Raw genomic sequence first — 13,859 nt, 5'->3', positions numbered from 1 at the left:
TTATGCCTCCATTTCTTTCTTTAGGAATTTACCGGTTAAGCTTATCGGATTCTGGATCAGTCCTTCTGGTGTGCCTTCGAAAAGGATGCGACCACCCCCTGCACCACCTTCTTCACCTAGATCAATGACCCAGTCGGCCACTTTAACTACATCCAGGTTATGCTCAATCACCAATACCGTATTGCCTTTATCCACCAACTCCTGTAAAACACCTAACAATACGTTGATATCTTCGAAGTGTAATCCAGTGGTCGGCTCATCCAGAATATAGAAAGTACTGCCGGTATCTTTTTTGGAAAGTTCCGTTGCAAGTTTCACACGTTGTGCCTCTCCACCGGATAAGGTGGTTGAAGATTGGCCAAGGGTGATGTAGCCTAGGCCAACATCTTTCAGCGTTTTGATCTTACGATAGATTGCAGGCATGTTCTCGAAGAAATCACAGGCATCTTCGATGCTCATGTCGAGTACATCGCTGATGGACTTACCGCGGTAACGCACTTCCAGGGTTTCCCGGTTGTACCTTCTGCCACCACATTCTTCACAAGGAACGGAAACATCGGGCAGGAAGTTCATCTCAATGACCTTCATACCAGCACCCTGACAGGTCTCACAGCGGCCGCCTTTAACATTGAAAGAGAAACGTCCTGGTTTATAACCGCGGATCTTCGCTTCCGGTAATTGTACATATAAGTTACGGATGTCTGAAAACACACCGGTATAAGTAGATGGATTGGAACGAGGTGTACGTCCAATGGGCGCCTGATCAATCTCAATGACCTTGTCGATATCTTTTAAGCCGTTGATCTTCTCGTACGGCAGCGGATGTTTCTTTGCCCTGAAAAAGTGATGGTTCAGGATTGGATACAGCGTTTCCGTGATCAAGCTGGATTTACCACTTCCGGACACACCGGTAACGGCAATCAGTTTACCCAGTGGGAAATCTACCGATACATCCTTAAGGTTGTGTCCGCTGGCCTTGATGATGGACAGCTTGTGTCCATTGCCTTTGCGGCGTTTTTTTGGTATCTCAATGCCCTTGCGGCCATTCAGATAAGCTGCAGTAAGGGTGTCAGATTTCAATATATCAGCAGGTGTGCCTTCGGCAACGATCCTTCCGCCATGCATACCCGCAGCAGGGCCCACGTCGATCACGTGATCGGCTTCCAGGATCATGTCTTTATCATGTTCCACCACAAGCACGGTATTGCCCAGATCGCGCAGGTTTTTCAGTGCATTGATCAGTCGTTCGTTATCTCGCTGGTGCAAGCCTATACTTGGCTCATCCAGGATGTACATCACGTTCATCAACTGCGAACCAATCTGTGTTGCCAAACGGATTCGCTGCGCCTCCCCTCCGGAAAGGGTTCTTGCAGTACGATCTAAAGAAAGGTAGTTAAGACCAACATCACTCAGGAAACCCAGTCTGGCGCGGATTTCTTTTAAGATCTCCCGTGCGATGGTATTCTGGCGATCCGTTAACCGGCTTTCCAGATCTTCGTACCAGTTACGCAGGCTGATGATGTCCATCTCTGCGAGTTCGAAGATGTTTTTACCGTCTACTTTGAAATGCAGACTTTCTTTCTTTAAGCGTGCACCGTTACAAACCGGGCAGGTATGCAGTTTACGGAAAGCCTCCAGGTCATCTGTAGTGCCGGCCGACTTCTTTTCTTGCTGCTCTTCGAGTAGTTTGATGATGCCGTCGAAAGTCACCTGATAGTTCTGGACGTTCCACTTGTTATATTCCACAGCCACGGAAAGTAATTCCGGTGTACCGTTGAGGATTAGGTTAATGGATTCTTCAGACAGCTTCTCTATTGGCGTTGATAGCGAAAAGCTGTATTTCTTTGCAAGTGCTTTAAGCACCTGGAACATCCAGATGTCGCGGTACTCGCCAAGCGGTGCCAATCCGCCGTTAATGATGCTGAGTTTGGGATTCGGCATAACCGATTCCTTATCTACAATGAAGATATAGCCTAAGCCGTCGCAACGCTCGCATGCACCATAAGGGGAGTTGAACGAGAAGCTGTTTGGTTGTGGCTCATCATAAGAAATACCCGTTGTTGGGCACATCAGGAATTTACTGAAGTGGGACACGTTATTGTCCTTATCACTGATCTTGATGACGCCTTTACCCATTTTCATGGCGGTGGCGATAGAATCCTGCAAACGTTTCTGGTCCTTGCGATCTACAATCAGCCGGTCGATCACCACTTCAATATCATGGATCTTGTAGCGGTCTACCTGCATTTTCAGGCTGATGTCTTTGATCTCGCCATCTACACGCACCTTTACATAGCCCTGCTTCCGGATTTGCTCAAAAAGCTCCCGGTAGTGACCTTTACGACCTTTTACAACGGGCGCAAGGATGTTTACAGGAAGGTCTGCATATTTATTGAAGATGGTATTTAGGATCTGATCGTCGGTCATGCGTTCCATCCGTTCTCCGGTATTGTAGGAGAAAGCTTCTGAAGCACGGGCGAACAGCAAGCGCATGAAATCGTAAATCTCCGTGATGGTACCGACGGTGGAGCGTGGATTCTTACTGGTTGTTTTCTGCTCGATGGCGATCACCGGGCTCAGCCCTGACACTTTGTCCACATCCGGGCGCTCCATCCCACCCATAAACTGGCGGGAGTAGGCCGTGAAAGTTTCCATGTAGCGTCGCTGACCTTCGGCATAGATGGTATCGAAGGCTAAGGAGGACTTTCCGCTTCCACTTAAACCAGTGATTACCACCAGCTTATTGCGCGGAAAAGAAACATCTATATCTTTTAGATTATGTACCCGGGCGCCGTAAACTTCAACATCTTTTTGTTCGCCGAGATCAACATTGTTTTTACTCATATTCAAATTGAGCGCTTGAAGCGCCTTTAACTAGGTTTAGCAAATTTGCAGCCACAAAAAAGCCGGATAAATCCGGCAAATGTAAGGTGTTTATAAGTATTGATTGCTGCTGTTTCTTTTTACGTTCTAGAATATAAGAAGCAGCTTAATCAATTTAGATCATGCTAGTACTACTTGTCGTTGAAAGCAAGTAAGGTTTTGGATTCCCTGTAGCCATGTTTTGAAGGATTTTTAACAATCTCCTTCATAGAGATAAGTTTATACACGTAACTGCCGGTTTCGCGGTTCAGTTTCATTTTGTAGTAGTTATCCTGTTTTTGACGGCTGATCTGCTTTTTCATGTGGTTGTCACCAACATTATAAGCTGCAGCAACCAATGTCCAGTTGCCAAACACGTCATAAAGATCGTTTAGGTAATTGCAAGCAGCGATGGTCGACTTCCGTAAATTCTTACGTTCATCCACTTTGCCATTTACTTTCAGGCCGTAGCTTCTTGCGGTACCCGGCATAAATTGCCAGAAGCCAGATGCGCCTTTTGGTGAGGTGCCATCTTTCAGTCCGGACTCTACCAGGGGCATGTATTTGAAATCATTGGGAATCCCATGGGCTTTCAAGATGGGTTCGATTACTGGAAACCATTCTGCTGCTTTTCTATGCAGGCGGTTGGTTTGTGTTTTCCGGTAACTATAAGATGCAAGGTAACGTTTCATTTTCAGCTTCACCCGGGCATCCGCCATGGGAAGTGTTTCCTTTGCAAAGTTGAGTTTGGCCTTCGCTTTCACGGGCGCTTTTACCTCAACAATCGGGGCAACTGCAGGTGTTACCACCGTATTTTTCACTATCGTTTGCGCTTCTTCAGCACTTGTTTTTTTCGTCTGGGGCAGTTTGAGAGCTAACACTTTTGCCATAACCAGTAATGTTAAAATTACCGTACATGTTATTATGTGTTTCCTTATCATTTTCCTCCTTTTTTTGGTTAACAATTTAGAACGGCGACAAATGTACGTTATATTTATCTAATTATCAAGCTATTACAGAAATGAGCGTTAAAATCCGCCTTTAAATACCCCTCAGCCACGATTTTAATAATCTCAATCCTGCTGAAAATAAGCACGGTAGAATCAGCGTTTTTTGTTAAATTTGCGCTCGCATTAATTATGCAGTTAACACAGTTTTATGATCAACAATAACAAAAGGAACAGTCGGGATGACAAGTCCACCCCAGGTAACCGGAATGGTTTTAACAGGCGCCCTGCCGGAACCGAAAGTACCTACAAAGGCAAACGGACTTTTGCCGACAAAGAAGGAAAAGAAGGCGGATATCAAGGTAAGAAACCCTTCGGAGATAAAGACGCCGGTGCCAACAAGTTTGGCGGTGCAGGCCGTACTTCTACGGGCCGTACGGAAAATACTGGATCTTACCGCGGTGCCAGTCGCCCGGAATCCGGAAGTACCTACAAAGGCAAACGCACATTCGAAGACAGAGATTCAAGAGACAGAGATCCTAGAGACAGAGATTCGAGAGATAACGCATCAAGAGATAGCGGAACTAGAGATAATAAATTCAGCGGTGCTGGAAGACCAGGTGCTAGTCGCCCGGAAACCGGCACTGGATATAAAGGAAAAAGACCTTTCGAGAACAAGGAAGGCAGAGATGGTGGCGAAGGCAAAACCCGCAGCTACATCAAAAAAGACCAGTTTGGTGCTAAAGGCGATCAGCCGGCAAGAAAATTTGAAGACCGCAAAGGTGGTGCTTCAAGATCTACCGACAGCAGACCCTTCCGCAAGCGCGATTCAGATGCTGGAGAATACAGACCAAGCTTCTCTTCCGAGCGTGCACCAGTTATGCGCGTTAGAAAAGATGCTCCTAAAAAGGTAGATGACGGACTGATCCGTTTAAACCGGTACATCGCCAACTCCGGTATTTGCTCCCGTCGTAAAGCGGATGAGCTGATTGCTGCAGGTGTGGTTTCTGTAAACGGTGTGGCCATTTCAGAACTTGGTCATAAAGTAGATCCGGCGAAAGACGAAATCAGATACAATGGTGAATTGTTGAAACGTGAAAAGAAAACTTACGTTTTATTGAACAAACCAAAAGACTATATCACGACAACCGACGATCCTCAGGAACGTAAAACCGTTATGCAGCTTGTTGAAAAGGCAAGTCGCGAGCGCATCTACCCTGTTGGGCGTTTGGATCGTAACACGACTGGCCTTATCTTAATGACCAATGATGGTGATCTTGCCGATAAACTTTCGCATCCACGAAATGGCATCACGAAGATTTACCACGTGGAGTTAGATAAGAGTTTAAGTCAGGGCGACATGAACAAGATTCAGTTCGGTCTGGAGCTTGAAGATGGCGTGATTAAACCAGACAACGTATCTTATGTAACCGGCGGATCTAAGCGTGAGGTGGGTATTCAGATTCACAGCGGAAAAAACCGAATTGTAAGAAGAATATTTGAACATCTTGGCTACGAAGTTGTTAAATTAGACCGTGTGGTTTATGGCAACCTGACCAAGAAAGATTTGCCACGTGGCAGATGGAGATACCTGGAAGAGCATGAGCTGATCCAGATCAAACACTTAATTAAGTAATAAACATGAAGAAGCGTCTTTTCCTCTTACCTTTTTTATTCTGCAGTATGCAAACCATGGCACAAAGCAACGAATACAATCTGATTATTGGCACATACACCAATACTGGTAAGAGCGAAGGGATTTATGTTTATGATTTTGATACTAAAACCGCGGCATTCAGAGCTAAAAGCATCACCAAGAATGTTGTCAATCCAAGTTACCTTACTGTAAGCAACGACAACGCCTTTGTTTATGCAGTGAGTGAGGATGGCGCAAACAGCAGTGTAAGTGCTTTTAGTTTTGACGCGGTTAAAGGCAGCATGGAGCCTTTGAATAAACTTGCGACGAAGGGCGCAGATCCTTGCTTTGTAATTGCTGACGATGTGAATGTGCTTACGGCAAACTATTCTGGCGGTAGCATCTCTGTTTTTGGACGCGATAGTTCTGGTGCCGTAACAGGGCCAAAGCAAGTTGTTCAACACAGCGGTGGCAGCATCGACAAGAGCAGACAGGAAGGTCCGCATGTACATCAGGTGCGTTTCAGCCCCGATAAGGAGTATGTGATCTCCAATGATCTTGGAAAAGACAAGATCTATGTTTACAAATACAACCCTAATGAGACCAGCAATGTGCTTGTTGCGCATGATAGTGTTTCGGTGAAAGCTGGAACGGGTCCAAGACACATCACCTTTAGCAAGGATGGCAAATTCGCTTATCTGTTAACAGAGATGGGCGGTATTGTGAATGTTTATAGCTATAAGGATGGGAAGTTAAGCCTTTTACAGGACGCACCTATTTTCGGGAAGGATCTTAAAGGAGAAAACGGCGCTGCCGATATCCACCTTACCCCTGATGGAAAATTCTTGTACACCACCAACCGTGCGAATGCAAATAGCATCACCAGGTTTGCCGTACAAGCGAACGGGAAGCTGCTGAAGAAATCGGAAATTCCGACTCAAGGTAAAGGTCCGCGGAACTTTGCCATCGATCCTACAGGTAATTACCTGCTGGTTGCGCACCAATACACCAATGATGTGGTGATCTTTAAGATCAACAAAGAAACTGGTGCATTGACCGATACCGGTAAGCGGATTGAATTAGGCGCGCCAGTTTGCCTGGTATTCGCGCCTGTTAAATAATTGAATTTTACCCTTTTGTTTTCTGAATTACATCCGTGTAGTAGTTGATGTATATTGGCAGGATTTTCTTTAGATCGAAGTCGTGTGCCCGCTTGTAAGCGTTTTCTTTGAAACCTTGCAGTACCGCATCATCTTCGAGGATCTTTATGGCATTTGCCGCCATATCTTCCACATCACCCACATTACTCATATAACCACAGAAACCGTTCACGTTCAGTTCCGGTAAACCACCTGCATTGGTGGTGATGATTGGTACACCACAAGCCATCGCTTCAAGTGCCGCAAGGCCGAAGCTTTCGGACTCTGAAGGCATCAGGAACAGGTCAGATACGGCAAGGATTTCCTCCACTGCATCTTGTTTACCTAGGAAACGTACGTTGTCGGTAATGTCCAGATCACGGCACAGCTGCTCGTTATACGCACGTTCCGGTCCATCGCCCACCATGAGTAACTTTGATGGAATGGTTTGCTGAATCTTATGGAACATCTTGATCACATCGAAAGTCCGTTTCACTTTACGGAAGTTGGATGTATGAATGAGGATGCGTTCGTTATTAGGGGCTATCGCTTTTTTGAAGTGATCTTTCGGTTTTAAGCTGAAGCGGTTAAAATCGATGAAGTTCGGGATTACCTTAATCTCTTTCTTGATGTCGAAATGCTTCAGGGTATCTTCTTTTAAGTCCTGCGAAACGGTGGTGATGCCATCAGATTGGTTGATGGAGAACGTTACGACAGGTTTATAGGTTGGATCTTTTCCCACCAGGGTGATATCGGTACCGTGTAGTGTGGTGACTACCGGGATATCGATTCCGTAACTTGCCAGGATCTGCTTAGCCATAAAGGCCGCAGAAGCATGCGGGATGGCGTAGTGTACATGCAGGAGGTCCAGCTTTTCGAAGCGCACCACATCAACCAGCTTGCTGGCCAGTGCAGACTCGTAAGGTGCATAGTCGAACAGTGGGTAGTCCCTTACGGAAACTTCATGGTAGAAAAGATTGGCAGAGAAGAAGTCGAGCCGAGCGGGCTGACTGTATGTAATAAAGTGTACCTGGTGACCTTCATCAGCGAGTGCTTTACCAAGTTCTGTGGCAACAACACCGCTTCCACCGAAAGTCGGGTAACAAACAATACCTATTTTCATTTTTGCTATTTGCGTTAAAAGGCAATGGGGCGACTATGAGCAGTTGAAAAGCTAGCTGAACAGCATACACATGCGCGCAACATTTAAATTTTTATTCGTGGCAAAGAACACTACTTAAAGTGAGTATAGTGTTAAACAAATGCAATTTCTTTTTGTTGGCGGCTTACTTGCTCATTTCGTCCTTGATCACGAGGTACATCTCGTTTGGACGCTGGGTGCCGATATAGTATTCCAGGCCATCGCGGTCGGTAAGGACTACGGCATCCTCGCCGGAAGAATAGAAGCGGATACTACCCTTGCGGTGGAGGTTGTAGACGGGGTTGTTAAAGAAGAAGTTGTTGTACTGATCCTTACGAACGCTGACGATACTGTTCAGGTCGATCTTCACCATCTTGGCGGTCCATAGACCATCCAGAATGATGCTTTTGTTGACGATGATGGTCTTGTAATGGATCAGGAATAGCAGTAGAATAGAGATGCCAATGATGCCGAAACCGACTACCAGGAAGAGATCCTGTGTATTATCGCGGTCGCGCTCGTAAACGTACGCACCGAAACAGAAAGCCGCAAGCAGTAGTCGGATACAGATCCGGATGTAATCTCTACCGATGTATTGTTTCTCTAAATAAGCGTACTTCTGGTTACTCATTGCTTTAATTTCAGTTCGAATATAGCGACTTTTTTTGTTGTAGCCTGCACTTTGTATCTATTGTCCTGCCGCATACCCCCTACCCAGATGATGTCGCCATTGCCATTCAGGATTAATGGAATTTTGTCTTTCTCCGGGAGTGGCACCTTTTCATCGACTAGAAAGTTGCTCAGCTTTTTGTGGGTTTTCATGCCCAGGGGGACAAACACATCGCCTGCCTCGCGGGTTCTGACCACAAGTGGGAAAATCAGCAGGTCGTAATCTACATAGGCTTTGCCGTCTTTAAAAAAGGTATTGCCCTGCTCGTAACGGATGCTTAGGATATGGTGCGGGAGCTCCAGCTGTGCATCTGCCGGATGGATAAGGCAGTTATTGTTGGCGGCTGCTGCTGCTATTGGGGTAATGATGAGCTGTTGGCGGTCTATGGTAACCCGGTGTGTAGTGCTGTAGAAGGAGGTTCCGCTTTGCCTCTCCTGCGCATTCAGTATTTCCCCCACGAGCGATTCCGTGAAGTTGAAGGGCTTCAGAAGCTCATAGCATAGCAGGCTTTGCGGGTTCAATGCGCGGATTGCTTCAATCTGCAACGTTTGGCCGGCTGGGCTTTCCTTTAAGATGCGGTTGCGCAGGTCGGCTACGGTTTGCTGGATGATGGCTTCTGCTTCCTGGAAGCGCTGGATGTTTTGGGCGAATGTTCGCTCCAGGCTTGGATTGATGGCTTTTAGTTGCGGGATCACATGGAGCCTGATTTTATTTCGTGCGTAATGATCGGTACCATTGGAGCTGTCTTCCACGTAGTTGATTTGCTCGCGCTGGATTAAGGCTTCGATGTCTTCCCGGTTGAGGAAAAGTAGCGGGCGGATGAGCTGACCACGTTTCGGTGCGATGCCATGCAGGCCTGAGATCCCGGTGCCGCGAGTCAGGTTGATGAGCATGGTCTCAATGGCATCGTTCTGGTGATGGGCCAAAGCGATGGCTGCATAGCCTTCTTGCTCACGGATTTGCTCGAACCACTGGTACCGCAGGTCTCTGGCGGCCATCTGTGTGGAACTTCGATGTGCTTTGGCGTAAGCTTTGGTATCAAAATGGGTAACATGGAAAGGCACTTCCAGGGTTGCGGCAAGCAGTTTTACGAAGGCCTCATCACGCTGTGATTCGTCCGCGCGAAGCTGAAAGTTGCAGTGCGCTATACCAAAATCAAATCCTGCCTGTTTAAATAGATGCACCATGAGTACAGAATCTTTACCCCCGCTGACGGCGAGCAAGATTTTTTGTCCAGGCTTAAAGAGTTGATGGCGGGAAATGAAAGCGCGGAAGCTTTGCAGAGGTAACATCTGGTAAAATTATTTAATTAAAAATGGGAAGCAAAAAAACTAACTTTGTATTGTGCAGAAATTACACTTTTTACTATTTTTTCTACTGATACCCTTTACTTTGCTGGCGCAGAAACGCACCAAAATTACACTGGTGAATTCACAGCATAGTACCGTCGATTTAAAATCGAATATATCATACCTGCGGAAGCCTGTTTTCCAGCAGGATAATGCGATTCTACGCTGCGATAGTGCCGTGTTTTTTGAAGCACGCAACGTTTTTGAAGCGTACAACAATGTACACATTAATCAGGCGGATACGGTGAACATCTATTCCGACCGGCTAACCTATGATGGGAACACGAAGATGGCCCACTTATCAAGCAATGTGCGCCTGCTCGATCGCACCTCTGTGCTGACGACGAACATCCTGGATTATAACATGAACACGAAAGTGGGTACCTATGTACAGGGTGGCAAGATTGTGAGCAAGGGCGCTAAGGCGGAAAACGACGTGACGGTAACCAGTAAAAACGGATACTATTTTGCGAATTCAAGGGATGCGTACTTCAGGTACGACGTGGTTGTGGTGAGTCCGGAGGTGAGGATCCTTTCAGACACCATGCGCTACAATACGCTGAACAGCTGGACCTATTTCTACGGCCCAACCAACATCAAAGGCAAAGACGATAATCTATATACTGAAAATGGTGCGTACAACACCAAGTCGGAATACGCCTATTTCGGGCGCAAGAATCTATATACTTCCGGGAGCAAGTCGCTGAAGGGCGACAGTTTGTACTACGACGGGATTGCAGGGTACGGAAAGGCGGTGCGTAACATTGTGTTCAGTGACACCGTAGACCGTACTGTGCTTTATGGCCAACTGGGCTATTACTATAAGGCGGATGAACGTGCACTGGTGACCAAGAACCCGTATGTGGGTATGGGAAAGGACTCGGTTAAGGTGAATGATGTGCTCCGCCCGGATACACTCTGGGTTGGCGCGGATACGCTGGAAACGCAGATGGTGTTGCGGCAGACGCTGAAGTTAATCCCGCGTCCGGTGGTTAAGAAGGATAACGAGATTGGATCGGATGCGCCGGAAAATGGCGAAGATCCGAAGGCAGCGCGTAAGAAGCGGAATGCGGAAGCGCAGGAAGCGGCTTCCGGGAAAGCTGCCGGGCGGAAGGAAGAGGAAAGTAGTGCGGAAGCCGCTGGGCAGGGCTCAGGCGGAAAGGCTGAGGAGGCTGGTAATTCGGGTGTTTCCGGAGCTGCTGGTACCGGCGCTGGGAAGGCTGGTGCTGTCAGCCAGGCAACCAGCCCTGCAGATTCACTTTCCAAAGATGCATTGAGCAAAGTGCCCCAAGGGAAAGCGCCGAAGCTAAAAGGTAAAGCTGCAAGAGCGGCGGCAAAGGCAGCAGCGGCTGCAAAGAAATTGGATGCGGCTAACCCTGATCTCAAAAATGCTGTGCTTGCAGGCGAAATTGGTTTAGATAGCCTGAAGAAAATCGCCGGAGCAGATTCTACTGGGGTCATTCTAAATGCTGCTGCAGATAGTTTAAAGAAGGTCGCTGCAACTGGAAATGGTCTTTCCAAAGCTGCTGCAGATAGCTTAAAAAAAGTTGCTTCGGGTATAACAGCGAATGCTAATGCAAAGGCTGCGGCGACCAATGCGGCAAATAGCATCTCGAAAGCAACATCTGGTGCAATAAAGGCCGCTGCAGGAACCGCGAAAAGCACAAAAAACGCTGCTTCGAAGACAATAAATGCCGCAGCAAGTACAGGCAAAGCTTCAGCTGCGAACGGAGGAAAATCCGCCGCTGCGAAGGATACCACAAAAAACAAAGCCGCAGCTAAGCCCCCTGTTATATTAGACCCTACGGATACCGTGAAAGTGCGTGCCATTAAGGCCTACCATAATGTCCGGGTGTACAAATCCAACCTGCAGGCGAAGTCAGATTCCCTCTTCTACAATAGTGCGGATTCGACCCTCAGATGGTTTAAGAACCCAATTATGTGGGGTGAAGGCTCACAACAAACTGGTGATACAATCTACCTGCAGATGAAGAACTCCAAGCTGAGCTCAGTACAGGTACTGCAATCCGCTTTTTCGGTGAATGTAGAGAAAGATTCTGCACACTTCAACCAGGTGAAAGGTAAGGTGATGACCGGCTTCTTCAAGGAAGGCAAGATCCAGAGCCTTTATGTGGATGGTAATGCGGAAAGCATCTACTTCACAAAAGACGATAATAATGTTTATAAGGAAATGAACCAGACGGTGAGCAGCAGGCTAAAAATCACGTTCAAGGACGATGAGATTGCCGACCTGGTGACCATCAAGGAAGCGGAAAGTGCCATTACACCGCTGTCCAAGCTGGATGAAGATGTGTTTCTGACTGGCTTCATGTGGAAACCAGAGCTGAGGCCATTGTCCAAGCGCGACATCACCAATCCGAAAGCGAGGAAAGCGACGCCTTCGAAGAAGCCTGTTGGGCCAAAAACAAAGGCAGGTGCTAATGCAGATGGCGCTGAAAAGGACAACAAAGATCCGGATGCGCAACAGTCTGATGAGCGGAAATCTGATCCAAAAAATCCTAAAGGAACAAGCGCTAAAGGAACTACAACTGCGGGAAAAAACACTAATGCCGCAGCTTCAGAAGCAGAAGAAACAACCTCGGGAGATGGTGATGTGAAAAGGACTGACACAAAAGGGAAAGCGGGATCTGCTGCTAAATCCGCAGCAACCACACCTAAGCCAACAACAACTGCAGAGAAACCGACCACTACAGCCAAACCTGCAAACACGTCAACTAGTAACTCGAAATCTAATGTTTTGGATACCTTAAAGAAGAAGCCAGTCCAGTAAAGCTTTCATGGCAAGTGCCCGATGGCTAATGGCGTTCTTTTCCGCCATCGTCATTTCCGCAAGCGTAATATCGTACCCATCAGGCTGGAATATCGGATCGTAGCCAAAGCCATGTGAACCTCGCGGTTCATGGACGATTATGCCATTAAGCTGTCCTTCGAAAAAGTGCTCCTCTCCATCTACAAGCAACGAAATTACCGTTTTAAACCGCGCTTTACGGTTGCTGATCCCCGTCATTCGCTGCAACACGAGTTGAGTATTGGCGGCATCGCCACCACCGCTGTAACGGGCAGAATAGATCCCCGGTTCTTGATTCAAGGCTTCTACTTCCAATCCGCTGTCATCACCAAAGCAATCCAGCTGAAGCCTTTCATAGACATAGTGCGTTTTTAAAGATGCATTTTCCGCGAAGCTGCTTCCATCTTCCGGGATTTCATCCGTTAGTCCGAGCTCGGTTAAGCCGAGCACCTCGTACCTACCGTGCAGGATCGACTGCACCTCTGCGAGTTTATTCTTGTTATGTGTTGCGAAAACGAGTTGTTTCATTAAAGTTTGATTTGTTTAAGACTGCCCCAAAGCAGCTTTTTCGTAGTGGCGTCACCACTAAGCGCATCCAGATTGCTGGAAAAAATCAGTTTGCTTTGGCCCTGTTGCACGATGCTGTTGTACCCCGCACCTGGTATGTCCAACTGTTCTGGCGTAACACCAAATGCAAAGACATACTGCGGTTTGAAGAAGTCATTCAACTGCTGAAAGCTTGCACCACTGCAGGTTGTATAGTTTACCAACGCACAATCATTCCTGTTCAAACCAATTGCTTTAAGGATGTTGCCCAACAGTTCACGACCCTCCAGCGTACTCACCGGATAACGGTCATCGTTCACAAGAATCAGGATGTTCCGCTCATTGGCACCTACGTAACTGAAAGGCTGAGTAGCAGGCGCAGATGCATCGGGTATCGCAGGCAATGAATCCTGTTCTACATTACTCAAATCCGGTACCGCTCCATCAACTCCATTTATTACTGGAACCGCTCGATGAACATCTCCAGGAACATAGTCTTGAACATCCTCAGAAACTTCTCCAGAAACATGGCCATGCTCAGAAATATCTCCAACAACCTTGTCGTGAACACGCTCAGAAACACTTCCAGCACGATGCTGAGGCGCATCAACCAGGTAAATTTCTTCTGTAAAAAAAAGGCGTAAAGCTTCGGGATTGTTCGTTAATTGATCAGACATGCTATGCTTAGAACAGGAATCATTTTTCTGTTAAAATTAGTTAAATATCTTATTATAGCCCCTTAAATTGTTACTTTTATACC

General features: G+C 47.0%; 10 protein-coding genes. 3 read left to right on the top strand and 7 right to left on the bottom strand.

Annotation, left to right across the window (positions count from 1 at the left end; genetic code table 11):
• Positions 1 to 2,844, bottom strand: coding sequence for an excinuclease ABC subunit UvrA (gene uvrA / locus IEW69_RS06755; RefSeq protein WP_188626083.1), 2,844 nt, complete (start codon positions 2,842 to 2,844; stop codon positions 1 to 3).
• A 170-nt stretch (positions 2,845 to 3,014) separates the two neighbouring features.
• Positions 3,015 to 3,752, bottom strand: a complete 738-nt coding sequence (locus IEW69_RS06750; RefSeq protein ID WP_229663543.1) for a lytic transglycosylase domain-containing protein — start codon at positions 3,750 to 3,752, stop codon at positions 3,015 to 3,017.
• Positions 3,753 to 4,020: 268 nt separating this feature from the next.
• Between IEW69_RS06750 and IEW69_RS06745 the strand changes: the two genes are divergently transcribed.
• Positions 4,021 to 5,445: a pseudouridine synthase gene (locus IEW69_RS06745; protein ID WP_188626081.1), complete on the top strand. Its 1,425-nt coding sequence runs from the start codon at positions 4,021 to 4,023 to the stop codon at positions 5,443 to 5,445.
• A 5-nt stretch (positions 5,446 to 5,450) separates the two neighbouring features.
• Complete coding sequence (locus tag IEW69_RS06740) at positions 5,451 to 6,566, top strand: lactonase family protein (RefSeq protein ID WP_229663542.1); 1,116 nt, start codon at positions 5,451 to 5,453, stop codon at positions 6,564 to 6,566.
• Between the two features lie 7 nt (positions 6,567 to 6,573).
• Here IEW69_RS06740 and bshA read toward each other — a convergent pair whose 3' ends face one another.
• From bshA to tilS, 3 genes are all read right to left on the bottom strand, one after another.
• On the bottom strand, positions 6,574 to 7,707 hold the full coding sequence (gene bshA, locus IEW69_RS06735) for an N-acetyl-alpha-D-glucosaminyl L-malate synthase BshA (protein ID WP_188626080.1): 1,134 nt from the start codon (positions 7,705 to 7,707) through the stop codon (positions 6,574 to 6,576).
• 163 nt (positions 7,708 to 7,870) lie between these two features.
• Positions 7,871 to 8,356 (bottom strand): hypothetical protein, encoded by a 486-nt coding sequence (locus IEW69_RS06730; protein ID WP_188626079.1) that lies wholly within the window; start codon positions 8,354 to 8,356, stop codon positions 7,871 to 7,873.
• Positions 8,353 to 9,687 (bottom strand): tRNA lysidine(34) synthetase TilS, encoded by a 1,335-nt coding sequence (gene tilS / locus IEW69_RS06725; RefSeq protein ID WP_188626078.1) that lies wholly within the window; start codon positions 9,685 to 9,687, stop codon positions 8,353 to 8,355. Before tilS ends, IEW69_RS06730 begins: the two co-directional genes overlap by 4 nt.
• A 52-nt stretch (positions 9,688 to 9,739) precedes the next feature.
• Here tilS and IEW69_RS16900 point away from each other — a divergent pair, with 52 nt between their 5' ends.
• The gene (locus tag IEW69_RS16900; protein WP_229663541.1) at positions 9,740 to 12,535 is read left to right on the top strand and encodes an OstA-like protein; all 2,796 of its coding nucleotides are present in this window, start codon (positions 9,740 to 9,742) and stop codon (positions 12,533 to 12,535) included.
• On the opposite strand, the gene rdgB is transcribed toward IEW69_RS16900, so the two are convergent.
• A complete protein-coding gene (gene rdgB / locus IEW69_RS06715; protein WP_188626077.1) occupies positions 12,512 to 13,081 on the bottom strand; it encodes an RdgB/HAM1 family non-canonical purine NTP pyrophosphatase in 570 nt (189 codons plus the stop codon). The genes IEW69_RS16900 and rdgB overlap by 24 nt on opposite strands.
• The gene (locus IEW69_RS06710) at positions 13,081 to 13,776 is read right to left on the bottom strand and encodes a hypothetical protein (RefSeq protein ID WP_188626076.1); all 696 of its coding nucleotides are present in this window, start codon (positions 13,774 to 13,776) and stop codon (positions 13,081 to 13,083) included. The genes rdgB and IEW69_RS06710 overlap by 1 nt, the downstream gene beginning before the upstream one ends.
• Between the last annotated feature and the right edge of the window lie 83 nt (positions 13,777 to 13,859).

Origin of the sequence: Pedobacter quisquiliarum (assembly GCF_014642175.1) — a bacterium.
In the GTDB taxonomy this organism is placed as follows: domain Bacteria; phylum Bacteroidota; class Bacteroidia; order Sphingobacteriales; family Sphingobacteriaceae; genus Pedobacter; species Pedobacter quisquiliarum.
The sequence above is the reverse complement of the archived record's forward strand: the minus strand, read 5'-3'. Positions and strand labels throughout refer to the sequence as shown.

Coding starts and splice junctions, on each gene's coding strand:
- uvrA (WP_188626083.1), bottom strand. CDS start 2,844: ATGAGTAAAAACAATGTTGATCTCGGCGAACAAAAAGATGTTGAAGTT.
- IEW69_RS06750 (WP_229663543.1), bottom strand. CDS start 3,752: ATGGCAAAAGTGTTAGCTCTCAAACTGCCCCAGACGAAAAAAACAAGT.
- IEW69_RS06745 (WP_188626081.1), top strand. CDS start 4,021: ATGATCAACAATAACAAAAGGAACAGTCGGGATGACAAGTCCACCCCA.
- IEW69_RS06740 (WP_229663542.1), top strand. CDS start 5,451: ATGAAGAAGCGTCTTTTCCTCTTACCTTTTTTATTCTGCAGTATGCAA.
- bshA (WP_188626080.1), bottom strand. CDS start 7,707: ATGAAAATAGGTATTGTTTGTTACCCGACTTTCGGTGGAAGCGGTGTT.
- IEW69_RS06730 (WP_188626079.1), bottom strand. CDS start 8,356: ATGAGTAACCAGAAGTACGCTTATTTAGAGAAACAATACATCGGTAGA.
- tilS (WP_188626078.1), bottom strand. CDS start 9,687: ATGTTACCTCTGCAAAGCTTCCGCGCTTTCATTTCCCGCCATCAACTC.
- rdgB (WP_188626077.1), bottom strand. CDS start 13,081: ATGAAACAACTCGTTTTCGCAACACATAACAAGAATAAACTCGCAGAG.
- IEW69_RS06710 (WP_188626076.1), bottom strand. CDS start 13,776: ATGTCTGATCAATTAACGAACAATCCCGAAGCTTTACGCCTTTTTTTT.